Source organism: Acinetobacter puyangensis, assembly GCF_900096995.1.
Classification (GTDB): domain Bacteria; phylum Pseudomonadota; class Gammaproteobacteria; order Pseudomonadales; family Moraxellaceae; genus Acinetobacter; species Acinetobacter puyangensis.
This window is the reverse complement of sequence record NZ_OANT01000007.1, coordinates 110,463-136,484: the sequence shown is the minus strand read 5'-3', so window position 1 is coordinate 136,484 and position 26,022 is coordinate 110,463. Positions and strand designations below refer to the sequence as shown.

General features: G+C 40.3%; 23 protein-coding genes. 6 read left to right on the top strand and 17 right to left on the bottom strand.

Translation table 11 applies throughout. The features are described from left to right. Positions 1-31: 31 nt before the first annotated feature. Both ftsW and murD read right to left on the bottom strand, forming a co-directional pair. Positions 32-1,234, bottom strand: coding sequence for a putative lipid II flippase FtsW (gene ftsW, locus CRO21_RS13155; protein ID WP_097079811.1), 1,203 nt, complete (start codon positions 1,232-1,234; stop codon positions 32-34). Positions 1,235-1,247: 13 nt separating this feature from the next. Further along, a complete protein-coding gene (gene murD, locus CRO21_RS13150; RefSeq protein ID WP_097079772.1) occupies positions 1,248-2,594 on the bottom strand; it encodes a UDP-N-acetylmuramoyl-L-alanine--D-glutamate ligase in 1,347 nt (448 codons plus the stop codon). A gap of 187 nt (positions 2,595-2,781) precedes the next feature. Here murD and CRO21_RS13145 point away from each other — a divergent pair, with 187 nt between their 5' ends. Next, positions 2,782-3,543, top strand: a complete 762-nt coding sequence (locus tag CRO21_RS13145) for a 3-oxoacyl-ACP reductase (RefSeq protein ID WP_097079771.1) — start codon at positions 2,782-2,784, stop codon at positions 3,541-3,543. A gap of 78 nt (positions 3,544-3,621) precedes the next feature. Here the strand turns inward: CRO21_RS13145 and acs are convergent, their stop codons facing one another. Further along, complete coding sequence (gene acs, locus CRO21_RS13140; protein WP_097079770.1) at positions 3,622-5,565, bottom strand: acetate--CoA ligase; 1,944 nt, start codon at positions 5,563-5,565, stop codon at positions 3,622-3,624. Positions 5,566-5,955: 390 nt separating this feature from the next. On the opposite strand from acs, the gene CRO21_RS13135 reads away from it, so the two are divergent. Next, positions 5,956-6,540 carry a DUF805 domain-containing protein gene (locus tag CRO21_RS13135; RefSeq protein ID WP_097079769.1) on the top strand — a complete coding sequence of 195 codons (585 nt, stop codon included), beginning with the start codon at positions 5,956-5,958 and terminating at the stop codon, positions 6,538-6,540. Between the two features lie 192 nt (positions 6,541-6,732). Beyond that, positions 6,733-7,716: a mechanosensitive ion channel family protein gene (locus tag CRO21_RS13130; RefSeq protein WP_228150449.1), complete on the top strand. Its 984-nt coding sequence runs from the start codon at positions 6,733-6,735 to the stop codon at positions 7,714-7,716. On the opposite strand, the gene CRO21_RS13125 is transcribed toward CRO21_RS13130, so the two are convergent. The 7 genes from CRO21_RS13125 to prfB form a co-directional block, all read right to left on the bottom strand. Then, positions 7,696-8,397: a 16S rRNA (uracil(1498)-N(3))-methyltransferase gene (locus CRO21_RS13125; RefSeq protein ID WP_097079768.1), complete on the bottom strand. Its 702-nt coding sequence runs from the start codon at positions 8,395-8,397 to the stop codon at positions 7,696-7,698. The genes CRO21_RS13130 and CRO21_RS13125 overlap by 21 nt on opposite strands. Further along, positions 8,394-9,677 (bottom strand): 3-deoxy-D-manno-octulosonic acid transferase, encoded by a 1,284-nt coding sequence (locus CRO21_RS13120; protein ID WP_097079767.1) that lies wholly within the window; start codon positions 9,675-9,677, stop codon positions 8,394-8,396. The genes CRO21_RS13125 and CRO21_RS13120 overlap by 4 nt, the downstream gene beginning before the upstream one ends. Before the next feature lie 235 nt (positions 9,678-9,912). After that, complete coding sequence (locus CRO21_RS13115; protein WP_087620349.1) at positions 9,913-10,122, bottom strand: cold-shock protein; 210 nt, start codon at positions 10,120-10,122, stop codon at positions 9,913-9,915. A 721-nt stretch (positions 10,123-10,843) separates the two neighbouring features. Beyond that, positions 10,844-11,584, bottom strand: coding sequence for an SDR family NAD(P)-dependent oxidoreductase (locus CRO21_RS13110; RefSeq protein ID WP_097079766.1), 741 nt, complete (start codon positions 11,582-11,584; stop codon positions 10,844-10,846). Between the two features lie 327 nt (positions 11,585-11,911). Continuing rightward, entirely contained in the window at positions 11,912-12,961 is a 1,050-nt protein-coding gene (locus CRO21_RS13105) for an alkene reductase (RefSeq protein WP_097079765.1), read from the bottom strand. 19 nt (positions 12,962-12,980) lie between these two features. Then, the gene (locus tag CRO21_RS13100) at positions 12,981-13,280 is read right to left on the bottom strand and encodes an ArsR/SmtB family transcription factor (protein WP_097079764.1); all 300 of its coding nucleotides are present in this window, start codon (positions 13,278-13,280) and stop codon (positions 12,981-12,983) included. A gap of 130 nt (positions 13,281-13,410) precedes the next feature. Then, a protein-coding gene (gene prfB, locus CRO21_RS13095) for a peptide chain release factor 2 (RefSeq protein ID WP_097079763.1) occupies positions 13,411-14,506 on the bottom strand; the annotation gives its coding sequence in 2 pieces (ribosomal slippage) (positions 13,411-14,433 and positions 14,435-14,506; 1,095 coding nt in all). Between the two features lie 318 nt (positions 14,507-14,824). Here prfB and CRO21_RS13090 point away from each other — a divergent pair. The 3 genes from CRO21_RS13090 (at position 14,825) to CRO21_RS13080 (ending at position 17,176) form a co-directional block, all read left to right on the top strand. After that, a complete protein-coding gene (locus CRO21_RS13090) occupies positions 14,825-15,604 on the top strand; it encodes a putative porin (RefSeq protein WP_097079762.1) in 780 nt (259 codons plus the stop codon). A 156-nt stretch (positions 15,605-15,760) separates the two neighbouring features. Next, on the top strand, positions 15,761-16,525 hold the full coding sequence (locus CRO21_RS13085; RefSeq protein ID WP_097079761.1) for a putative porin: 765 nt from the start codon (positions 15,761-15,763) through the stop codon (positions 16,523-16,525). Between the two features lie 180 nt (positions 16,526-16,705). Next, on the top strand, positions 16,706-17,176 hold the full coding sequence (locus CRO21_RS13080; RefSeq protein ID WP_097079760.1) for a Csu type fimbrial protein: 471 nt from the start codon (positions 16,706-16,708) through the stop codon (positions 17,174-17,176). A 14-nt stretch (positions 17,177-17,190) separates the two neighbouring features. Here CRO21_RS13080 and CRO21_RS13075 read toward each other — a convergent pair whose 3' ends face one another. From CRO21_RS13075 to glmM, 7 genes are all read right to left on the bottom strand, one after another. Continuing rightward, positions 17,191-18,177, bottom strand: a complete 987-nt coding sequence (locus CRO21_RS13075; protein ID WP_097079759.1) for a Csu type fimbrial protein — start codon at positions 18,175-18,177, stop codon at positions 17,191-17,193. Beyond that, complete coding sequence (locus tag CRO21_RS13070) at positions 18,168-20,525, bottom strand: fimbria/pilus outer membrane usher protein (RefSeq protein ID WP_141398136.1); 2,358 nt, start codon at positions 20,523-20,525, stop codon at positions 18,168-18,170. Before CRO21_RS13070 ends, CRO21_RS13075 begins: the two co-directional genes overlap by 10 nt. Positions 20,526-20,556: 31 nt before the next feature. After that, entirely contained in the window at positions 20,557-21,306 is a 750-nt protein-coding gene (locus CRO21_RS13065; RefSeq protein ID WP_228150448.1) for a fimbrial biogenesis chaperone, read from the bottom strand. 44 nt (positions 21,307-21,350) lie between these two features. Next, positions 21,351-21,818, bottom strand: coding sequence for a Csu type fimbrial protein (locus CRO21_RS13060; protein ID WP_171294050.1), 468 nt, complete (start codon positions 21,816-21,818; stop codon positions 21,351-21,353). Positions 21,819-22,238: 420 nt separating this feature from the next. Further along, complete coding sequence (gene recJ, locus CRO21_RS13055) at positions 22,239-23,951, bottom strand: single-stranded-DNA-specific exonuclease RecJ (protein ID WP_097079756.1); 1,713 nt, start codon at positions 23,949-23,951, stop codon at positions 22,239-22,241. A 12-nt stretch (positions 23,952-23,963) separates the two neighbouring features. Continuing rightward, entirely contained in the window at positions 23,964-24,620 is a 657-nt protein-coding gene (gene pdxH / locus CRO21_RS13050; protein ID WP_097079755.1) for a pyridoxamine 5'-phosphate oxidase, read from the bottom strand. A gap of 12 nt (positions 24,621-24,632) precedes the next feature. Beyond that, positions 24,633-25,976: a phosphoglucosamine mutase gene (gene glmM / locus CRO21_RS13045; RefSeq protein ID WP_097079754.1), complete on the bottom strand. Its 1,344-nt coding sequence runs from the start codon at positions 25,974-25,976 to the stop codon at positions 24,633-24,635. Positions 25,977-26,022: the final 46 nt, after the last annotated feature.

Sequence of the window (26,022 nt, the reverse complement as noted above, 5' to 3'; positions counted from 1 at the left end):
GAAGTCTGCTTGATGTTGATCATGACTAAACTTAAGTCAGTCGTTCTTCAGTTTTTTCAGAAGTATCCCGATCGATGCGGAACATGACCCCAATCATAAAGGCACACATTAACAATGAAGACCCGCCATAACTAATAAAGGGCAAAGTTAATCCCTTGGTTGGAATCAGCCCCATATTCATACCGGCATTCACACAAATTTGCAGCAAGAAAATCACAGCAATGCCATAGGCCAGATAGCCACTGCGTAAATGCTGATTGACCAGCGCACGATGTGCAATACGCATACAACAGCCCACCATCAGAAAAGACAAACTAAAAATCAGAGTAATGCCGACAAAGCCCAATTCCTCTGCGGTCACTGCCAGCATAAAATCGGTATGGGCTTCGGGCAAATAAGCCAGTTTTTGTACACTATGTCCCAAACCGGTCCCAAACCATTCGCCACGACCAAAAGCCATTAAACTTTGCGACAACTGATAACCAGCACCGAGCGGATCTTCCCAAGGATTGGAAAATGACAACATACGACGTAAGCGATAGGGCTCGATAAGAATAAAGGTCGCCAGAAAGGCGATCAAGACGCCAAACACACTCGCCAGTGCTTTACCGGGCGCACCAGCCAGAAAGAAAATCATCGCTACAGTGACCACGACCACAGCCGATGCACCCAAGTCCGGTTCAAGCATAATCAAGCCGACGGTTGTACCTACTGGGATACTCAAGCGCATGACGCTTAACAGACTCTCACGCACTTCTCCGCCACGACGTACCACATAATCTGCGGTAAAAACAGCCATGGCAAATTTGGCAATTTCCGATGGCTGAATACTAAAGCCAGCCAGACTTAACCAGCGGGTAGAACCATTCACATCTCGCCCAACCACCAGAACTGCAATCAATAAAGTGATAGTGCCCAGCCAGAGCATAATCGGTGCCTTACCAAACCAATAACGCAACTGCACATTATAGGCCGCAATCACAGCAATGATCGCCAATACCACATATAACAGGTGCCGGGAAATATAATGCAGCGAATTTTCATGTAGTCGTTCGGCATACGGCATGGAGGCCGAAGCCACCATGACCGTTCCGATACACAACAAGGCCAGTACACAAAATAATAGTGTATTCCTTGCCGAGACTTCCTCAGGTAATCGTGTCATCAGCCAATTAAAAAAATGGTCGATCCGATCCTGTATCTGTTGAAATTTGTAGGTTTTTATCTGTTTCATCATCGTGATCGTTCTAAACGAGGTCGTTTACACAGTGGACAAATTGCTGCCCACGGTCATTATAGCTCTTAAACATATCAAAACTTGCACAGGCTGGCGACAATAAAACCGCATCACCTGCTACAGCATGTTGCTGACATTGCGCCACAGCCTCTTGCAAAGTATTGGCATGACTCCGTGAAATCTCATCAGATAAAGCGGCTTCAATTGCTGCCGCATCTTCACCAATCAATACCACATGACGGGCATAGTTTGCCAATGCAGGGGATAAGGGTGCAAAATCCTGACCTTTACCCTGTCCACCCAAAATCACCAATACCTTAGCTTGTTTAGGTGCAAGTGCCTGTCCCAACCCATTAATTGCCGCTAATGTTGCACCGACATTGGTCCCTTTGGAATCATCATAATAACGAACACCTTGTTTTTCATCTACAAATTGACAGCGATGTTCAAGTCCTTTAAAACTTGTTAACGTCTCCAGCATAATCTCTAAAGGCAAACCAATAGACTCACCCAGCGCCAGACAAGCCAGAACATTGGCAATATTATGACTGCCCTGAATATACATCTTCGAACTATCCAGTAAACGCTGGGTGCCTTTGGCAAGATACATATGTCCTTGCGAATCACGCAACACACCATATTGTTTTAGATCAGGCGCATTTAAACCAAAACTGATATGGGTAATATTATCGGCAACCAGTGGTCTGGTCAGACCATCATCACGGTTATACACATATTTTTCACAGCCCTGAAAAATCCGGTGTTTGGCCGTATGATACCCTGCCATATCACCATGACGATCAAGATGATCTTCACTCATATTAAGAACCACAGCGACGGCAGCTTTTAAATTACTGGTGGTTTCTAACTGAAAACTGGACAATTCCAATACGATTAATTCTGGTTCATCCTGTAAAAGATCCAGTGCAGGACGGCCGAGATTACCGCCGACAGCGACTTTCTTACCGGCATTTTTAGCCATCTCACCGACTAAAGTCGTCACCGTACTTTTGGCATTAGAACCGGTAATCGCCACAATCGGAACATCAGTTGCCCGGCGCAGCAATTGAATATCACTCACCACCGGAATTCCTTTCGCCAGCGCAGCCTGAATTTCAGGCAATTGTGGTGCAAGACCCGGGCTTAAAATAATTTCTTCTGCTTGTAATAGGAGATCCTGATCCAGTTTACCAAAGCTGGTTTTAACATCCTGAGGAATTTTATCCAGACCCGGTGGTGTTGTACGGGAATCAGTCACAACAACCTGATAGCCTTGTTGATACAAATAATTGACTGTGGAAACACCCGAAATTCCGAGTCCTGCCACAACTTTTAATCCACCACGTTGAATCAGCATAATCGACCTATCGCCATCATTTTTGAAATTGTCAAAATGTTAGCACTTTGTCAGATTGATTACTTTGAGAATTCAGGTTTTTATTTGGTTTTTTGTGCATCTTAAGATTAATGAACTTATGCAAAAGTATTGCGTCTTACCCTAATATCCTTTACAAACTATTCATCAAAATTCAGGTATCAAATACATGCAAATTAATCAACAAATCGTATTGGTCACAGGAGGGGCGCGAGGTTTAGGCGCAGCAATTACAACAACGCTGGTCCATGCCGGTGCTAAAGTTGTCGTCAATTATTTTAAAAGTCATGCGCTTGCTGAACAATTACAACAGCAATTCCCCGATCAGATTTTTATTTATCAGACAGATGTAACCGACAAAATTGAAGTTGAACAAATGTTTAATGCAGCTAAACAACATTTTGGACAAGCGATTACATCGATCATCAATAATGCACTGGTGGATTTTAAATTTAATGGCGAAGATCGACCGAAACTCACAAACTTACAATGGTCTGAAATACAAACGCAACTGGATGGTGCTGTACATGCCTGTCTAAACACTCTGCAAGCGGGTTTGCCAGATATGCAGGCACAACATTTTGGCAGAATTGTGAATATTGGTACCAATCTAGTTCAAAATCCAGTCGTACCTTATCATGACTATACTGCGGCAAAAGCGGCCTTACTGGCATTTACTCGAACCACCGCCCATGAATTGGGAGAATATGGCATTACGGTTAATATGCTATCTGGCGGTTTATTACAAACGACCGATGCCAGTCATGCTACACCGCAAGTCGTATTTGATCTGATTGCCAGCTCTACACCATTAAAAAAAGTTGTGTCACCAGCAGAATTTGCAGATACCGTCTTATTCTTTCTTTCACCTTGGTCACGTGTTGTGACTGGACAAAATTTGATTGTGGATGGTGGCCTCGTCAAAGGCTAATTTTTCATATAAAACCGCCCCGCAAATCAATAGATTTACAGGGCCATACACATCACAATAACAAGATACTTAAGCTGACTATTTTCCAGCCTGCACCGTTATAATCAATTGCTCAACCACTTGCGGTTCTGCCAATGTTGACGTATCTCCTAAACTATCCAGTTCATTCGCCACAATTTTGCGTAAAATACGCCGCATGATTTTACCGGAACGGGTCTTCGGCAATGCTGGCGCCCAATGCAAGGCATCAGGACTAGCGACCGGTCCAAGCACTTTACGTACCCATTGGATCAGTTCCTGACGTAATTCTTCACTTTCTTCCACACCCGCTTGTAAGGTCACAAACGTACAAATGCCCTGTCCTTTAATCTCATGCGGCATGCCAACCACAGCAGCTTCGGCAACTTTTTCATGCAGAACTAGCGCACTTTCAATTTCCGCTGTTCCCAACCGATGTCCCGAGACATTTAAGACATCATCGACACGTCCGGTAATCCAGTAATACCCATCATCATCCCGACGTGCACCATCTCCGGTAAAATAATTGCCGGGGAAGGTCGAAAAATAAGCTTCGATAAAACGTGCATGATCACCCCAGATATCGCGCATCTGACCAGGCCAAGAGTCCTGAATCACCAGATTACCCTCTATTGCACCTTCAAGTACATGGCCCTCGCCATCCACCAATGCAGGCTGAATACCAAATAAAGGTTTGGTGGCAGAACCCGGTTTTAGATCGGTTGCGCCGGGCAAAGGAGAAATTAAGATACCGCCGGTTTCAGTTTGCCACCAAGTATCCACAATTGGACAACGTCCTTCACCAACAACTTCATAATACCAATTCCATGCTTCAGGATTAATCGGTTCACCGACTGTACCCAGCAAACGTAAACTACTCCGATCACTTTCCCGAACATAGGCATCACCTTCACGCATCATGGCACGAATCGCTGTCGGTGCAGTATAGAGAATCGATACTTTGTGTTTATCTACCACATGCCCCAAACGTGCCCAGCTCGGATACTGTGGAATCCCTTCAAACATTAAGGTTGTGGTGCCATTGGCAAGCGGTCCATAAATCAAATAAGAATGTCCGGTAATCCAGCCAATGTCGGCTGTACACCAATACACATCATCCTGTTTGATATCAAATACTTCTTTAAAAGTACTCGCAGCATAGACCAAATAACCGCCAGTGGTATGCAAAACTCCTTTGGGTTTCCCTGTAGAGCCTGAGGTATAGAGAATAAATAAGGGATCTTCTGCATTCATCGGTTCTGGCGGGCATATACCATTGACCTCCATGATGATCAGGTGATACCACAGATCACGTCCTTGTTGCATATTGATGGTATTGGCATTGCGATAGACCACAATGACATGTTCCACACTTTCTGTGCCGGGCAGGGATAAAGCTTGATCAACATTTTCTTTTAACGGCAGCAGTTTGCCACCACGCATACTGGAATCGGCAGTAATCACCAGTTTGGCCTGTGAATCCTCAATACGACTGGCCAGAGAGTCTGGTGAAAACCCACCGAAGACCACACAATGCACTGCACCAATACGAGTACAAGCCAGCATTGCTACGGCCGCCTCAGTCACCATTGGCATATACAAGACGACACGATCACCTTTTTGAATGCCATATTTCTTTAATACATTGGCAAAGCGACAGACTTCATCATGCAACTCCTTAAACGAAACAATCTTGTGTCGTGATGGATGATCACCTTCCCAGATAATTGCAGGTTTATGTGGATGTTCTTTCAGATGACGATCCAGACAATTTGCCGAAACATTCAGTTGACCATCGGCAAACCATTCTATTTTAAAGTTTTCTTGATCGAAACTGGTATTTTTAACCTGTGTAAAAGGCGTAATCCAATCCACAATTCGAGCCTGTTCAGCCCAAAACTCGTCGGGATTTTCTATCGATTGTTGATAGCGTGCTTCATATTCCGGACGTGTAGTACGTGCAGTTTCTGCAAATTTTTCGGGTACTGGATAAATCTCTTTCATAGTGCTTTTCCTTAGCTTAATGTCATATTTATCTCATCACGAGAACTCACTCTTTCTTTATATTTCACCATCTTTCGTATCTACTAATACCTAGCTTTGAACAGACAAACAATTCTGCTTTGGTCTTATTATGATCAAAGCATTTTGGTCATTTTTATGCAAGGAACGATATCAAAATCAAACATTTTTTCAGAATCAATCCTCGACACTAAAAATTTAACAATCACAATAAAATTTACATTTTATATCATCAAGTTGATATATTTTTTAGTTATTATCACTACAATTATTCAGATCATTCATGATTTTTAATCTTTGTAATGATTGAATTGATATGCTACACCAATAACAATTTTGTACTGATTAACTATAAATAAACAGGGTGATTTCATGCAAACAACCACACAAGTAACACCGCCATTTCAAGACTTTATCGACAAACCGTTATCTCCCAATGGACGTTTTAACCGTTTAAGTTATCTTGGCTGGACTTTCCTATTTTCGATTGTAGTCAGTGCAATCATGGTGGCTTTCTCACTGATTACCGGTGGAGGAATAGCACTTTTTCTCAGTGCAACCAATAACACAAATGTTATGGAAAGTGCAGGTTTTGCCTCCTTTGGCATTTTTTATATCGGTTTAATTATCATTGGACTTCTTTCTGTTTATTTTGCATTTGTATTTGCAATCCGTCGTTTACATGATCTCAATATTACAGGATGGATCAGTCTTTTATTGCTAATACCGGTAGTCAATGTCATTTTATATCTGTTCCTAATTTTTGCGCCGGGCACCAAAGGTCCCAACCGCTTTGGTCCGATACGTCCGTCAAAAAGCTGGGAAGTTGCACTAGGATGGATTTATGTTGTCTTTATTATTTTGGGTATCCTGTTTTATGGTGCGATCTTTGGCGTGTTGATGAATCAATTTGATCCTGCAACAATTCCGGCTCCGGAAACACTCAATACCGTTTAATAAGACATAATTTGTTTTCATTATAAATATCTGGTCAAACCAGCTTATGCTGTGAGCTGGTTTGTATTATCTTATTTTTGATACAAAATTATGACGAGGCGATGAAAATTTACAGCAAATAAACAACTTATCTTTTAAAAAAAATTCGGGCACAATATCACTTTATGACTGACTGAATCGAGCAAATTAAGCGTGAGTAACCAGACAACCGAACATTTAAAAGATGTCACAGCCCAAACCACAGAGTTTTTGCAGGAAGCTGGACAAAAAACGACTGCATCGGTGATCGAACAAACACAGAAATATAGTGATGCTTATGTCACCATGAATAAAATCATTGAAGGATTCTGGGAGCGTGTCCCTTATCTCATCATTGGTTTTGTGGTTTTTCTGATTTTCTGGTTATTGGCAAAAGTTTTTAAAATCTTTATTGGCAAGGCTTTGCTCAATCGTTCCTACACTCGACAAAATCTGGTGTTGGTACTCAATCGTGTCGGCAGTACTTTTATATTATTTTTTGGTTTTTTAATTGCGCTAGTCATCATTATTCCCGGTTTCTCACCCGGACAGTTAATCAGCGCATTGGGAATTGGTTCGGTCGCGATAGGTTTTGCTTTTAAAGATATTTTTCAGAACCTTTTATCCGGCGTATTAATTCTACTGGGTGAACCATTTCGAATTGGAGATACAATAGTCGTTAATGGTATGGAAGGTACCGTTGAGGATATCCAGATTCGGGCAACTTTTTTACGTTCTGCCGATGGCCGCCGGATTGTAATTCCAAATGCAACGGTTTATACCAGTGCAATTATTGTGAATACTGCGTACCAACGCCGTCGTTGTGAGTTTGTGGTCGGTATCGGCTATGAAGATAATATCGGAAAAGCCACAGATTTGATCCGGAAAGTGCTTGACCATAATCGTAACGTACTTTCAGAACCAGCGTTTACTGTTCAAGTAACGACTCTGGCAGATTTTTCGGTGAATATTACAGTCCAATGGTGGATTGATATTGGATGTACTAGCACGGGTAATTCTGTCAGTGAGATTCAAACTGAGGTCAAAAATGCCTTTGATCAAGAAGGTATTTCTATTCCCTATCCCATTCAGGATGTCAATATTGTCAAAGTTCCTGCAAAAGTAGAAGATCACCCATCAACTGAAAAGTCGGGCTAAAATTGTAGCCACCGCTGTTTCTGTTCTTAAAATCCGGTTGCCTAAACTCATGCTTTGGCAACCATTTTTTTGCATTAAATCAATTTCATAAGGAATAAAACCACCTTCTGGTCCGATCACCACCTGACAAGGCTGATTAAATGCCACCGGCATGCGCTGCTCGGCATAAGGATGACCGACAAATGTTGGCCGATCTTTGCTCCAGATTGCCAAACGATCTTCAACAAAGGGTTTAAAGCGCTTTTCCAGCACAATCTCTGGGGTAAACACATCACCTGCCTGTTCCAGTCCCAATTGTACATATTCATCAAGCTTTGCCAGAAAAGGCGTTTGCCAATAGCTCTTATCCACACGATAACTGTGGATAAGTATCAACTTGTCCACACCCAAGCTTACACTGTCCATCACCAAACGGCGTAATACTTTGGGTCGGGGTAAGGCAACAATTAAAGTCACTGGTAATTTGGCTGGTACAGGCTGCTGAACAAGAGGTTTTATTCTGACTTCTTTCTCTGTTATTTCAACAACTTCTGCTAAATATCTCGCCTGATTTAATAGTCCTATTTTGAGCTGATCGCCGACCTGTACATTTAAATATTGCTTTAAATGTGCCAATTGACGAGGATCATTAATCTGCCAGTATTCATCATTGGGCTGCGCCGGAAGCAAAATAATATTCATTGTGCTAAAAATCGTTCGATGAGAGAAATATGCCGAGCTACGGCACCTTGATTGGCAGTTAAAATCTGTTGGGCCTGTTGATTCATCTGTTGTCGTTGTACCTGATTATCAAGTAAATCCAGTAGGGTCTGTGCAGCTTCATCCGCATTCTGAACGATTTTAACTGCCCCATGTTGTACAAACTCATCGACAATATTTTGAAAATTAAAATAATTTTTTCCCAAAAGTGTCACTACATTTAAAGCGATGGGTTCCAGAATATTATGTCCCCCGCCCGGTTCATTCAATGAACCACCGACATAAGCCACCTGTGCCAAAGCATACCACAACCATAACTCACCCATTGAATCAGCAAGATAGACCTGTGTATCCACTGTAATCGCCTGTCCCAAACTACGTCGTTGCCCGATTAAAGCAAGTTTTTGAATGGACTGAAAAACCTCATCAAACCGTTCCGGATGACGCGGCACCACAATACACAAAAGACTTTTATCCTTTGATAAAGCAGGTGCCAACGCCGCTAGAATCTGTTGTTCTTCCGGCGCATGTGTACTGGCCAGCACCAGAATTTTTCGTTGTTGTAATTGCCAGTCTTGTCGCAACTGTCTCGCTTGCTGAATAAAATGTTCAGGCGCAGTAATATCAAATTTCACATTGCCAACCACACTCATTTCATTTTGAGCTTTACCCAGATGATGAAACCGATCAAGTGTTGCCTGATCCTGTGCCGCAATCCAATTCAGTTGCTGCAACATCGGCACAGTTAAACGCCGGAATCGATCATACCCTTTGGCAGATTTTTCCGATAATCTGGCATTCAATAACAATTGTGGAATGCCCTGTTGATGCACACATTCAAGTAAGTTTGGCCAGAGTTCGGTTTCCATCAGCAATAAAATACGCGGTTGATTCTGTTGAATAAACGTTTCTATCAATGCTTTCTGATCAATGGGTAAGAATACAGCCTGAAATAAATCCGGATAGTTTTGCGCAAATAAGGATTTCACCCGTACCTGTCCTGTGCGTGTGGTATTGGTGATCAGAACAGCTTGGCCTTGTTTTAAATAATGTTCAATCAAGGGCTGTGCCGCATTGGTTTCACCCACAGAAACCGCATGAAACCAGATGGTATTTTTATTTTTAACGGGCTGGAAATGCCCAAAACGTTCATCAATTTCCTGTTGATAATCCGGCAAATGGCCAAAGCGTTGTTTTACACGCAAACGATATAAAGGTTTGATCAGGGTCAATAAAAAATTGTACCAAAGCGGAGAAGACAAGGCAGATACCTGTTTATTGTTGCTATAAAAAAGTATAACACAAGCTCAGTTCAGGCAAATATCTTCAAAGATAGAATAAAGTTAGATAAAATAATGAGGACAGATTTCACATAATAATAACGTCGTTAAAAACTAAAAAACCGATCCCTGCAATACAGAAATCGGTTTTTAAAAGCGACTTAATCGAACTATGTTGAATAGTCAGATTAAGAAAATACTTTTTATCGGTGACGAATTAAAGTGCAACGATATTTACTGCATTCGGGCCTTTTTGACCTTGAGCAATACTGAATGACACTTGTTGACCTTCAAACAGGGTTTTAAAACCAGAGTTTGAAATTTCGCTAAAATGGGCAAACACATCTGGACCAGATTCTTGTTGAATAAAACCGAAACCTTTCGCTTCGTTAAACCATTTTACTGTACCGTTGATTGTATTAGACATAATATATCCTATTGGGTTTTTAATAATGTTTAGCCATTTTTTGATGGCTAGATATAACTTTGAAAATAATAAAGAATTGTGCTTAAGATCTAAAAAACGAAGGATTATGACTAAAACTGCGATACTAATAGAAGATTTACTAAACAAGTCTTTTTTCTAGTTAAATTCATCATACATGAAATAAATAAATATTCAAGTTATTTATATATATTATTTATTTTTCTTATAAAAAGCATGAGATTAAGACTCATTATTACCTCATCCCGTAAGCAGGGCTGCCCTTGCGAAAAAATGTTTCATATAAAACTTGGGTTCGTCATGCTTGACTTGATCCGGCATCCAGAGCAAACCCAGTTGAAATAGGATTTTAAGTGGTATTTAACAAATGGGATCAATTTTTGATGTGCCTGTAGGAAGAATACATGAACTTTACTCTGGATTCCTGAGATACGACTAAAGCATCGCAAGGTAAGAATGACGGCATTTTTCAATTTGACAGGCCTGTATCACATAGGAAGAAGTTGGCCTAGATTACTTCCATCGATAGAGAGCACATTAATCTAGATAGTGTTTTTTTATTTTTAACAATTTGAAAATATTAATGATATGAAAATTCCTATAACTCAATGCATAAAAATAGCAGTAGCTAATATTATTTTCAGCCAAAAATATGAAACTTCACTTAAAAAAGATATCTAAAAGATATGCCTGAAACAAATAATTACCGCATTATCAATCCACCATCAACAGGTATTTCACTCCCAGTGATATAAGACGAATAAGTTGAGAGTAAAAATAGGGCGACATTCGCTGCTTCTTGGGCTGTACCAGAACGACCTAAAGGAACCTGATCTATTACAAATCGTTCAAATCCTAACTTTGCCTCTTCAGATAGAAAACGTCTAAAATTTGTTTCAATTGGCCCCGGAACAAGTGTGTTAACCCTCACGCTTCTTGGTGCTAACTCTCTAGCCCACACTCGGGCTGCTGCTGAAATAGCACCTTTAGAGGCTGCATAAAGGCTAGTTGTTGCTGCACCTTCGTAAATGGAGCTTGAACTAGTAACAAGAACAGATGCATTATTATTTAAATGTTCACTCAATGCAGCAAGTTGTAGTATCGGACCTTTCACATTTACGTCCATAACTTGATGATATATTTCATCTGTTATCTCATTGAAATTATCTAGCCTGGCAATCGCAGCATTCAACCATAAGCCATCTAATCTTCCATGTTTCGAAACAGCTTGAGCTAAATCTTTGCCAGTTGACCAACTTGCCGAATCATTTTTTAAAGTAACAATTCGAGAACCATGTTCCTTTGATAAAGCTGCAAGTTTAGACTCATTTCTTCCAGTAATAATTACTTTTCCACCGAAGTTGATTATTTTTTCAGCTGCTACCAATCCCATTCCACTGGTAGCTCCCGTAATTAAAAAGAGCTTATTCTTAAAGTCATACATCGTAATTCTCCTCTCTTTATTTATCGAATAAAATATTTATAGATTTTGCTAGTAACCGTATTTTATCTAAACCGATAATAACTTTGGTCATATCACCATTAGCATAAAAATCAACATGATACGAACCTTACTAAACACTTAAAACTATTCATATATTTCAAAAATTTGAGAAATATTTCATCCATCATAATTCGTAACTGAAACATCTTGCCTACTTCACAATCATCCCAACAATTTATAAAAAAATTTAGATAAATCAAAAAAATTACTATGAATTTATATTAAGAAACCAATCCTATACTAGAATTGGTTTTCTATCAGCAATTATTACTGTGTTGGATAATCAGTATAGCCTTCTGCACCATCTGCATACAATGTTTCAGGATTAAGTTCATTGAGTGGTGCATTTTTCACTAGACGATCCAGTAGATCCGGATTGGCAATATAAGCTTTACCAAAGGATACGGCATCGGCTTTACCCTCTGCCAGAATTTTCTTGGCAGTTTCAGGTGTCAGATTTTCATTGGCGATCCAGACACCCGAGAATTTCGGACGTAAATATGGACTTAAACTGTCTTCTGCCTGATATTCCCGTGCAAAAATAAAAGCAATATGACGCTGGCTTAATTGTTCTACCACATAACCAAATGTTCCACGTGGATCATCATCACCGATATCATGTGCATCACTACGCGGCGCCAAATGCACCCCAACACGTTCTGCACCCCAGACTGCAATAAATTCATCCACGACTTGTAGCAATAATCTGGCACGATTTTCAACCGAACCACCGTATTCATCTTCACGATGATTGGTTTTTGTCTGTAAAAATTGATCGATTAAATAACCATTGGCTGCATGTAGCTCCACACCATCAAAACCGGCTTCTTTGGCCAATACTGCGGCATGCTTATAGTCTGCAACAATCGCCTGAATTTCATCAATGGTTAATGCACGTGGTGTGACATATTCACGTTTTGGCCGCAACAAACTAACATGACCAGCAGCTTTGATTGCACTGGCAGAAACAGGCGTTGCCCCATCCAGAAATTCAGGGTCAGAAATACGACCAACATGCCAAAGCTGGACAAAAATTTTGGCATCTTGCTCATGTACAGCATCCACCACTTTTTTCCAGCCGTCCACTTGCTGCTGATTATATAATCCAGGCGTTTTGGCATAGCCTACTGCGGATGGGCTAATCACGGTGGCCTCGGCCAGGATTAATCCTGCATTGGCACGTTGCTGATAATATTCAACATTTAAATCATTCGGCACACGAATATCACCCGATCTAGAACGGGTCAAAGGTGCAAGTACCAAACGATTTTTAAGGACAAGATCACCCAGTTTTAATGAATCCAGTAATTCAACCATCACAACCTCTTTACCCTATTTAAAGGGTATCTTTTAACACATCCAAGTATTGCTGAATCAAGGCTTCATTACGGGAGAAATACGACCACTGCCCATGTTTTTGTACAGTAATCAAACCAGCTTGTTGTAATACCGAAAGATGATTGGACATGCTTGATTGGGATAGTTGCCCCAGTTTTTCAATCTGTCCGGCACAGACACCTTTTGCAAATCCATCACATTCATCAGCAGATAAAAACTGCTCTGGTGATTTTAACCATTGCAGAATTTGCCGCCGCATAGGATTGGCTAAAGCCTTAAAAATCGCATCTGTATCCATAAATCTCTAACACACATTTAAATAAAGAAGCCTTATTCAACGTTCACCATTAATATATCGTATTTTTTCGATATTTAAATCTATTTTTTACGATATAAAAACAATCAAATTGAATAAGCCTTCGATTAAATTACAAACCCTGTTTTAAACTGGCTTCAATAAATTTATCAAGGTCACCATCCAAAACAGCTTTGGTATTCGAGGTTTCGACATTGGTACGTAAATCTTTAATGCGCGAATCGTCCAGCACATAAGAACGAATCTGGCTGCCCCAGCCAATATCCGACTTGGAATCTTCCAGTGCCTGTGCTGCCTCATTACGTTTTTGCATTTCCAGTTCATACAATTTTGCACGTAACTGTTTCCAGGCTGTATCACGGTTGGCATGTTGGGAGCGCTGGTTCTGGCATGCCACCACAATACCTGTCGGCATATGGGTTAAACGCACCGCAGAATCGGTCTTGTTAATATGCTGACCACCTGCACCCGAAGCACGATAAGTATCGGTACGGACATCAGACGGATTGATGTCAATTTCAATATTGTCATCAATTTCAGGTGAAACAAATACCGCAGCAAAAGAAGTATGACGGTTATTATTACTATCAAAGGGTGATTTTCGTACCAGACGATGTACACCTGATTCGGTACGTAACCAGCCAAAGGCAAACTCACCATCAACACGAATCGTCGCCGATTTAATACCAGCCACGTCACCATCCGAGACTTCCATCAATTCGCCCTTAAAACCATGGCGTTCAATCCAGCGTAAATACATACGCAATAGCATGGAAGCCCAGTCCTGTGCTTCTGTCCCACCCGATCCGGATTGAATCTCCAAAAAGCACGGATTAGGGTCCATCGGATTATTAAACATACGATTGAATTCAAGTTTGGCTAATGCTTCTTCAGCAGTGTCCAGTTCCGATGTCACATCTTCAAGTAGACTTTCCTCGTCTGCCTCAACTGCCAAATCCAGCATTGCTTGGGCATCTATCAGTTGCTCGGCAAGCTGATCCAGTACACCTATACTGTTTTCCAGCGCACCCTTTTCTTTGGCAATGGCTTGCGCACGCGCCTGATCATTCCAAATGGCAGGATCTTCCAGTTCTCTTAAAACCTCTTCAAGACGTTCTTTTTTTAGATCGTAGTCAAAGATACCCCCGAAGTGTTTCACCTCGATCAGATAAATCTTTTAAACGTAATACAAAAGGATTAATTTCCATAATTCACACAATAGTATTTGAAAAGTCGCCTAGTTTAACATAGCTTTTAAATGTAAATTTTCGATGTCAAGAAATAATTTTAAAATACAAATTTGCTTGCTTTTTCGCCTTAATTTATATGTTGTACACTTGCACACATAACATAAATAAAAATTACAATAATATTTCAATAGTTTTTTCAATTAGTTATATTGCATAAATTCACAAGTCCCACATAGTTTAACAGAGCAGTTACCAACTGCATTTGACGTATCAGATTTTTCAACTAGACTGAAATTGTAACAAAAAATTTGATATCTCTTCTTTGGAGGAATGATGATGAAAAAATTAACACTTGCGACAGCACTTATTGCGACGACAGCATCTTTTGTGGCTCTCAATGCCAATGCATATCAAGCGGAAGTTGGGGGTAATTACAGCTATCTGGATCCAGATCGTGGGGATAGTATTAGCCAATTTGGCGTCAATGGTAAGTATTACTTTGAACCGGTACAAACCAAGGATTCTCCACTTGCCGAAGCCGCATTCCTGAATCGTTCTAGTAACGTAAATGCTGCCATTGATTACGGTGACAATGATGGAACTAAAAACTCTCAATATGGTGTAGGTGCAGAATACTTTGTACCAAACTCTGACTTTTATGTGAGTGGTAATATCTCACGTAGTGAATATAAAGTAGATCGTCGCAATATCGATACAAAAACCACGCATTACAATGCAGAAGTAGGTTATTTACCAGCACCAGGACTTCTTGTTGCAGTAGGTGCACAGGGTTATGACACCAAACACGGCGGTGATGGTGTTGATCCAACCTTACGTGCCAAATATGTTACCAATGTCGGTGGAAATGACATTAATGTCGAAGCACGTGGTGTCTTTGGCGATGATGAAAACAAACAATACTATGTTGGTGGTGACTACTACTTTGACAAAACTTTAAGTTTTGGTGCCGACTATAGTAAAGACAAATCCATTGATCAAGATCAATGGGGTATTAAAGCTAAGAAATTCATTAACACCAATTTAAGTGTTGATGGTCGCCTAGGCTTTGGCGATGACTACAATACCTACACCGTAGGTGCAAACTACCGTTTCTAGTCCTCGTAACAGATAAGTATTAAACTAAAAATGCCCTTATAGAGGGCATTTTTCATATCTATATAAGATAAAATGCTATTGACGGGTGCATTTTTTTCATTAAACTGTCACATGTAACAAAATATTTACATTTTTAAATTACGTGGGGACATTTCCATGAAAAAATTGAGTCTAGCTACAGCTATTTTAGCTTCTGTTGTTGCAATGAGTGCCAATGCTTATCAAGCAGAAGTTGGCGGTACAGTTGCTGTTGCAGATCCAGATTATGCAGATACTTCGGTTGGTTTTGGCATAGATGGAACATATTACTTTAATCCTGTACAAATCAAAAATGCACCGTTAAATGAAGCTGCATTTTTAAATCGTGCCAGTAATGTATCCGGTAATATTGCTTACTCAGATAATGATGGTGTAGAAATCACCACGTTCGGTGCAGGTATTGAATATTATGTGCCTAATACAAATTTCTATACTGGTGCAAAAATTGCTCATACCAAAGTAGATATTGACCATTTTGGCAGTGCAGATGCAACCAGCTATGCTGCTGAATTAGGTTATTTACCTACCGCTGGTCTATTGATTGCAGTTGGCTTGGTTGGTCAAGACATCGATGGTGGTGATAATGACGTAGATCCAACTTTGCGTGCAAAATACGTCACTCAAGTCGGCAGCTATGATGCAAACTTTGAAGCTGCTACAAGCTTTGGTGATGTGGACTACTATAATCTTGCAGCAGATTTGTATTTAGATAAAACATTAAGTGTTGGTGTTGGTTATCAAGATAACGATGCTGAAGGCAAAAATGATGTTTTCTCAATTAATGCAAAAAAATTCTTCAATCAACAGTTTAGCCTACAAGGCACAATTGCTTTTGGTGATGATGTAAATACCTATGGCATTCGTGGTGCTTACCGTTTCTAATTTGATTTAAAGATCAAATAGAAAAATCGCTCTCTATAGGGCGATTTTTTATATCCATATAATTTAAATGGAATAGTGAAAACAGAATAAATTAAATGTGTTAGAATAAAAATAGAAAATAAAGGCATATATTATTGTTAAATCATAATGAATAGAATTGCTATATCATGGAGGTAATCAATGAAAGTTATTAAATATTCACTTGCGATTATCGCCATTATTTCAGTCTCTGCATATACCATGACCAATAATGAAACCAGTCAATTTCAGGTCAAGATGCATGTTAACGAGACCTGTGATATCGGGACAGGTTCTTCGCCAGATATCGATTTTGGCACAGTGTCACGTACGACACAAAATGTTCAGGCGACGGGAAATTTAAACGTATCCTGTACCAATGGGACACCTTATAATATTGCTCTAAACAGTGATGGTACCATGAAAAACAATAATGATGCCTCGTTACAAATTCCCTATCGACTCTATCAGGACGCCACCCTTTCCAAGGAATGGGGTAGTATTGCAGAAAACCGCTTTTCTCAAAAAGGCACTGGGCAACCTCAAAACATCACCATCTGGGGACAAGTTCCGGATACCAATGTTCCTGCTGGTGAATATTCGGATAAAGTCACTGCAACCATTACCTATTAATTCAATTTCAGCCATTAATAAGTCAAAGTAACGGTAATAGTATCGGAATATTGTCCAACACTATTGATATCTTGCGCTGGGATTGCACCATATACAGGTATCGTTTGATTGGAAAAAGAATATTGCGTATTGCCCTGCCACAATATTGACCGGCTGGCATCCTGATATAACGCATAGTCAAGATAACTACCCTGTGCATTTTTCATGCGCCTTTGAGTACCTGATGCATTTATTCCATTATCCAGACTAACTTTCCAGTTGGTTCCTGTCGGACAAGCCAATTGAATAGTACCAGACTGATAACGTGGTGCCGTTAAACGATCTACTGTGCCAAAATCAATATCCGTAGCAGAAACAATTAGACAGCTATTTTCATAGTTAGCATTAACCAATAGATAATTATTTGCACTGTTTTGACTTGCTAATGCCTCTAAATCTGTAGGAAACTCTGTACCGTAGCGAGAGGCATACAGCAGTTTGAGCGACATATTATTGGTTTTGTAATAGCCTGCCGATACATTTTGCCCCGACAAGACCTGACCATACATTTTTATTAAGGTCGTTGGATTACCAGAATTTGAAGACACTTGAAAAGATTGACATTGTGCCGTACTTTGATTACTGGTGCTAGGAACTTTCCGGGTTTTAGCAACGTCATAATATAAATTATAATTTAAAAGAGGAGCTGGATAAGTATCATAACTAATCATGGAACGGGGATCTTGTCCCGCAGGATCTATACTATCGACAACCAAACACATTTTATAGGCAATAGGCTGGCTCCAATTAGAATTACAATTCACCGTAATATCAGTCGATACAGTTGATGAACCCTGCGCATTGACTGTGCCAAAGCTTAAGTTACCCCCACTAATCCAGCAACTTTCCGCATGTGCAGAAGAATAAAAAAGGCTGCAACACATAAATAAAAGTGCTGTAAAAATATATCGTCCAATAAAACGATGATGATTTATCTTACTTTTATACAAATTTATTGACATATCACCGGTCCTAAGTCTTTAAAACCCTCAAGTTTGGAAATATCGGGAAGATTGACCTGACATTGTGTATTGTGTTGACCAATATATAAGTGATTGGTCTGAACATCATCCAAATATACAATACCATCATGTGCAACAATTGTTTTGGGAGATTGTTGCTGTTGCATTGCTGATAATGAATCCCAGACAAGACTGCCTACTGCTAGATTTTGTCCTTGTTGATCGACCACCTGCATTTGAACAGACTTTACTTTATAAATTGGAAAGTGAATGAAGACACCGCTGGCCTGACGTGGTACAGCATCTTGTTGTGTAGTTTCAATTTTTAGATCAATTGGCAGATCCAGCGCATCGATTGCCACACTATTATGTTGATATGGATTCAGGTGATCCAGCAACAAGTAGCCTTTACGGTTAGTCTGCCCAATTAATCGATTCTCCAGACGAACCGGCACATCGGCCACTTGACCAGTGGAGACAATCGCAAATGAGCCATTACTTAAGCGAGTGGGTAAAAGCGCATCTTTCAAAATGACCAGTCCACCGTTAATAGAAGCATAGGCATTGGTATTATGATATTGATCGGATTGCGTATGTTGCACATTTAACTGAGCCAATCCATACGTCCCCAAATAATCCAGTTGTCCCTGAAATAATGTATATTGATCGGTATGATTTGCTCTTGCCTGCCAACCTAAACCACCTTGATCCTGATCAACAGCATGTAACACATTGAGACCCAATTGGTTATTCTGATTATTACGCTGTACAGTTGCAGTAGCTGAATTACGTTTTGCCCACGGGAAATTAAGTGATAAATAATAACTATTCTGCTGATTGATTAAATCGCGACTGTAACTCAAATTAAGATTCATATGTCGAGGCAAAACATACGACCAGTTGAGCAATACAAATTTATTTTTTTGCTCATCGGCATAATTCTGTTGAATATAACTGCTGCCAAACTGACCAATTTTCGTATTAAATCCCAGATAAAATTGATCAGAATTACGGACAAAACTTGCATCATTGAGACTGGCAATATCATTAAATGCTCCAAATTGTCTCAATCCATTATAATTCAGACTGATTTTAGGAGAGTTCCAACTATATCCAAATCCTAATAACTGCCCATTTTGATCTGATGTATGACTATAGGCATAAGACAAATGAATCATTCCCGCTCGCCTGCCCAATTGATATGCGCTACCAAGCCCGCCCTGTTGTAAACCTTTGGTCATTTCTGCATGGGTTTCCAGTGTCAGTGTATTGGATATGCCATAACGATAACTGCCACTAAATGCAGGATCATCAGCATAATCAAACGATGAAACACCATAATTCAGTTTTGGATAGCCGAGATTGAATGACCAATCGCTGAGTCCCTGAGCCAGTAAATTATTACTTCGATATAATGAAAAATTAAGCACTTGCTGCTGTCCATTAATATCGGTGATCAACATCTGAGCATTCCCAGCACCTGTGATACTCGGTACTGTTTGAATCTCAAATTGGCCTGGCACCACATTCTGGGAAGACTGCTTAATGCCATTAATCATCAAATCAACTTGCGAAGGTAAAACCACTTGCCCCTTAAAATTCAACAAAGGCGTAGTAACAGTATAAGGCTGTAATGCAAAATTCTTGGATAAGCTCAAACCACTTAAACGTGTAGAGCGTGTCCAGGATAAAGCATGACTTTGAGTATCTCCCAAACGCAGACGAAGCATTTTATCTGGAAAATCTTTTTCCCAATAACTGTCCAAAATCTGACTATCTTCAAAAGCATGATCTGTATATTGATAGTTACCCGAAACACTTAATATCCCGCCCAGTAAACCGAACACACGCAGCTCATTCCAACCATTGACAGAGAATGTCTCATCATTTTGCTGTGCAAAAACAGTATAGTTCACTAATGCACCTGTCTTTTGCTGTTGTGGATTGAGGGTAACCGCAAGCTGTTTTTTATAACCATAAAGATTTTGATTTACCAGCAATTCTACCGGCACTTGCATGGAAATCTTTTGATTCAGATCATCATATTGATAACTTAAACCCGGAATTTGCTGCAATGGGACATAAGCTGTTTGCTCAATCATGATTGCTGGCGTTGTGCTATGAATTGAAAATGCTTCCAAACTGGCAACATCAATCAATAACTGTTGATCTAGTTGTATAAAATGCCCGATTTGCGCTTGAGGAGACTGGTTTAAAACCACATCCAGATATAATTCCTGTTGCAGCATATTGTCTTTTTCAGAAGAAATATTCAAAGTTTGCGCAATCGTAATAGGTGTCACCACCATCAGGCCTGCAAAAAGCAGGTGGCATATGCGAACCTTCAATGACCAGCAGCTCCTTATAGATCTCTCTATTTTAAGGGGATAAAGGTAAACTTTGTGCGTTTACATCCATATTGACCACTGCCACAAATTGACCACCGGCACCCACATTGATTTGTTTGGGTATATCCCACTGCATGGTCTGCCCACTTAGCACATAGCCGACCAATCCCATTTGAATTGGCGTCTTCTTGCCTTGAGCATCAATATAGGATAGTTGGCTAAAGCGTTTGTAATGATTAGAGTGATTGGTCGCCATTAACTTGGATGCGGTATAACTAAATTTCATTTCTTTAAGCGAAGTAATACCTTGCTCAGAATCACCGGTAGTAGAAACAGTAAAAAATACAGGAATTGAATATTTGAGTAATAATTGTAACCCGCTTTGTGCTGTATTCTGCGGATCAGGTAACTCATCTACAATTAAACGATAAGCCTGTTCTGAAGTATTCGTCGTTGGTATATTACGAATTAAACGAACCAGTTGGCGTTGTCCAGCGGGAATAGTCAAAACCATCGGACTGGCAATCAGATCTTTAGATGTCGTTAAAACATCCTGATGATTGGTTTGTGTCCATGCATTTACTCTTACTTGTGCCCGAATACTGTCATTGCCAGTATTGGTCAGCCAAAGTTCCTTGACTTTTTCCTGAGGGCTAAATTCCAATAAAATAGGCGCAACCTGCAAACTTGCAGCATGCGCCTGTGCCACGAATAAAGTAGATGCCAACATCCCTATAGCAAAAATGTTGCGAAAATGAGATAAATTTGGCATATTTTTCATGGTGATACCCTTTTAAAATAAGAATATCTTTAAGATAACAAAAATTAGTAAGTGACAGTAGCTGTTACTGTATCGGCATAGTTACCAGCTCGCACATTGGTTGAACCAGATACTTTGGCAAGAACCGGAATGGTTTGCACAGCACCTGTACCTGATGCAGAATATTGATTGTTATCATTGTCCCATTGCGCAGTATCACCAGAAGCCTTAAATAACTGATAGTCAATAGTGGCAGTACCATCTGTCTGATGTGTCATTTTACCACTACCTTTTAAGCCTACACTGTAAGGGGTTAGATTGGTACAAGTGACATTTAAATTACCAGTTTTATCTGCGACTGCTGTATTACTATTTACCGAACCGAAATCAATATCTGTTGCATTAATTTCACAGGTTGATAAAACCTGAATTTTCACTTGGAAATTTGTCGATGCAGTTTTATCAGCAGCGAAACTTTGTCCAGCAAATAATCCAGTTGTTGCCAATAGCGTTGCGGTAATTAAGTTTTTCATATATGAACCTAAAAAATGATGAAACCCAAAAAGCAATCGTTTTATAGACAACATTGCTTTTTCTCTTTTGTACAGTAGATTTAATTCACCTACCGCCCAATTAATATGCGCACTCTATCACACTTTTCAATAGACACAAGCTTTTATTCATATTTTTTATTCATAATATTGATAAAATATTCATTATCCACGGATATAGCATCGCAATCCATATTTTCTTCATAATTCATATTTAAAAATAAAAAATTTATATATATTTCAATCACTTAAATATAAAACCTACAAATATTATTATAACTCTTTATTTTTATTAATGATTATATTTAAACTTAATTTATGGTTTAAATAATGTATTATAAAATGTTTAAAATAGCTTAATTTTTTCCATTTCTGACAATTTATGTCATGTATATTTTTTAATCACAAAGAATCAAGTACTTTCAAATAAAGTATTCTCATTTGTAAATGAGTTTTCCCCCGAAATTCGTTTTTTTCCAGACTAAACGCCAGATGCACTTTTTCACCGATATGTGTTTGCACTTTCTCTCGAAAATTAAAACCAATCGCGTCCAATAAACGTCCATCATCGAGCTTTAACTTGAGTTTTAAATGCTGTTCCTTAAGCCACTGAAACTCGTCAACATTAAAAACACCTTCAAAAACTGGTGCTTCAAATCCTTGCCCCCAAGGACCAAGCTGTTCTAACTGCGCAAGAAAATCCAGACTAAAATCCTTAACCTGTAAAGCACCATCTGTCCAGAGTCTGGCGGTAAAAACGTCAGGATGATGCTGTGCGATGAATGCAGTAAAATGGGTTTTAAACGCATCAAAATATTGCTGTTCAATGGTTAAGCCTGCGGCTGCAGCATGTCCACCAAAAAACTTAACCAAATGTGGATGCTGCTGTGCCACTGCCTCAATGCTATCGCGAATATGAATACCTTCAATAGAACGGGCTGATCCTTTTAAATGCTGTCCATCTTCATCCAGCGCAAAAACAATGCTGGGTCGATGGTAATGTTCTTTTAAACGGCCCGCGACAATACCAATCACGCCCTGATGCCATTCCGGTTCAAATAAAACCAATGCTTCGGGAATGCGTTCCTGTTCAAGCTGTAGCTCAGTCAAATATCCAAATGCCTGCTCACGCATGCTTTGCTCAACCTGTCGCCGTTCAACATTCAATCGATCCAGTTGATAGGCAATCGGATAAGCCGTAGTTAAATCGGGTGCCAGTAAACATTCAATGCCGATTTGCATACTGTCCATACGCCCTGCGGCATTAATCCGTGGCCCCAATACAAAGCCAAAATCCTGTGCCTGTAATTGGGCAGGGTTCTTTCCTGCAATCTCAAGCAGTGCCAAAATACCCGCACGGCATTGTCCACAACGAATTTTTTCCAGCCCTGCCTGCACCAGAATACGATTATTAAAATCCAGTTTTGCGACATCTGCCACTGTACCTAGTGCAACCAAATCCAGATATTGGCTGAGTTTGGTCGTGGATTTACCCTGTTGCTGCCGTAAGGTGGCCAGACGAGCCAGAACATAAAAGGCTACGCCGACACCCGCCAGTGATTTGCTGGCAAAATGACAACCCAATTGATTGGGATTGACCACGGCTTCTGCCGGTGGTGTGGCTTTGGTGGTTAAATGGTGGTCAGTGATAATGACCTGCATCCCCAAGGCATGGCATGTTTCCACACCGGCATGACTGGAAATTCCATTATCCACCGTGATCAGTAAATCGGGTTGATAGCGCTGATAGGCAAGCTCTGCAATTGCTGGCGTTAAGCCATAACCATATTTAAAACGATCCGGCACGATATAGTTGACTTGTGCGCCCATATCCCGCAATGCCAATATCATCAGTGCAGTACTGGTTGCACCATCCGCATCGTAATCACCGACAATTAAAATCTGTTTGCGTTCATCAATTGCCTGATCAATGAGCGCTACGGCCTTTTGCAGCCCCAATAAATCAGGGCTTAACAAGGATTTTAGCTGTAAAGCCAATTGATCGGCTGCGACATTACGTGCCGATAAAATCCTTGCCAGTGTATCCGATTGCAAATAGCCAAATTGTTCAAGCGGCTGTTGTAATGGGCGCTGCTGTAAAAGCATAGAAATCATCAAAATATTAGATCAAGGCATCAAACGTTGAATGATCCACTGACCATCTTGTTGCGTATAGCTAATGCGGTCATGCAAGCGATTCGGACGACCTTGCCAGAATTCATAATAGTCCGGGATCAAGCGATAGCCACCCCAAAAATCCGGTTTGGGTAATGGATGAGTATGTTGAAGTTGTGCAAAGGTCGCATCAAAACGTTGCTGCAACGCTTCACGGCTTTCAATCACACCACTTTGCGGGGTACTGACGTGCGCTGCAATCTGGCTATCATGCGGTCGTTTATGATAATAATCTGTCGATTCTTCCAGCGAAATTTTTTCAACTCGTCCGGAAATACGCACCTGTTGTTCCAACCCTGCCCAGTAAAACAATAATTGTGCCTGAGGATTCTGTGCCAGATCATGACCTTTTAAACTGTCGTAATTACTATAAAAGTCATAACCCTGTTCGGTAGCGCCACGCAATAATAAAGTACGCACATGCGGCACCCCTGTTGCACTGGCAGTCGCAACCGACATGGCATAGGGTTCTGGTAAATTGGTGGTTAATGCCAGATTAAACCAGTTTAAGAACTGTGTATGAGGATGTGTCGCTATCTGATCTTCATGCAGTTCGGCACGTTGATAATTTAATCGTAATTCACTTAAATCTTTGATCACATCACTCATGATTTTATCCTTTTATTCTTCAGAAATTACAGCACTTTGGCGAATAACACTGGCAAGATGTTTTGCCAACTTCTGTACTTCTTCAAACTGATCACCTTCTACCATCACCCGGATCACAGGTTCTGTACCAGATTTACGAATCAGCAACCGTCCACGACCTTTCAACTGCTGTTCTGCTTTGGCAAATTCGTCAACCAGTAAGGCATCTGCATACGGGTCGATCATATGTTCCAGTCGAACATTTTCAAGCACTTGTGGGAATAATTTAAAATCTGCCACCAATTCATCCAGCGCCAGTTGTTTTTCAACCATCACACGCAATACCTGTAAGGCAGAAATGATGGCATCCCCTGTGGTGCTTTTATCCAGTGTCAAGATATGCCCTGAGGGTTCGCCGCCAAGCAGCCAGCCATTTTCTTCTAAAGCTTGTAATACATAACGATCACCAACTTTGGCACGGACAAAAGGTACATCTGCTTGCGCCAGCGCAAGCTCCAATGCCATATTGGTCATTAAGGTACCTGCGATTCCGGCAGGTTTCTTTCGAGCTTTGGTGGCAAGGATATACAGGATATGGTCGCCATCAATCAATTTGCCATGTTTATCCACTAACACCACACGATCTGCATCACCATCAAAGGCAATGCCAAGATCGGCCTGATGTCTGATCACGGCTTTTTGTAAATTTTCGGGATGGGTCGAACCACAGCCATCATTAATATTAAGACCATTCGGGGTATCAAAAATCGTAATAACTTTTGCCCCTAGTTCACGAAAAACCGCAGGACCAACATTATAAGCTGCACCATTGGCACAATCCACGACAATGGTATAGTCCTGTAAATTTAAATGATAGGGAAAAGTGGATTTACAAAATTCAATATAACGCCCTTGTGCGTCATCAACCCTGAAACTTTTACCGAGTTGGTCAGGCTCATGAATGACAATATCTTTTTCTAATTCGGCATTAATCGCTTCTTGTAATTCATCAGGTAGTTTTTTCCCTTCACTGGAGAAAAACTTAATGCCATTATCGAAATATGGATTGTGTGAAGCGGAAATGACAATCCCAGCATTGGCATGTAAGGCACGGGTTAAATGCGCAATTGCAGGTGTTGGCAACGGCCCCAGTAAATGCACATAAACACCGGCGGAATTCAAACCTGCCTGTAAAGCCGATTCCAGAATATAACCGGATAGACGGGTATCTTTACCTAAAACCACAATCGGTTTTTTCTTGGGATAGACACGTTTTAATACACTACCCGCAGCAAATCCCAGTTTGAGGGCAAATTCTGGCGTGATGGGTTTCTGTCCAAATTTTCCGCGAATACCATCGGTACCAAAATAACTCATATTATGTTCTCTGTATCAAATTACAATATTGTCGAATCTTTTCATT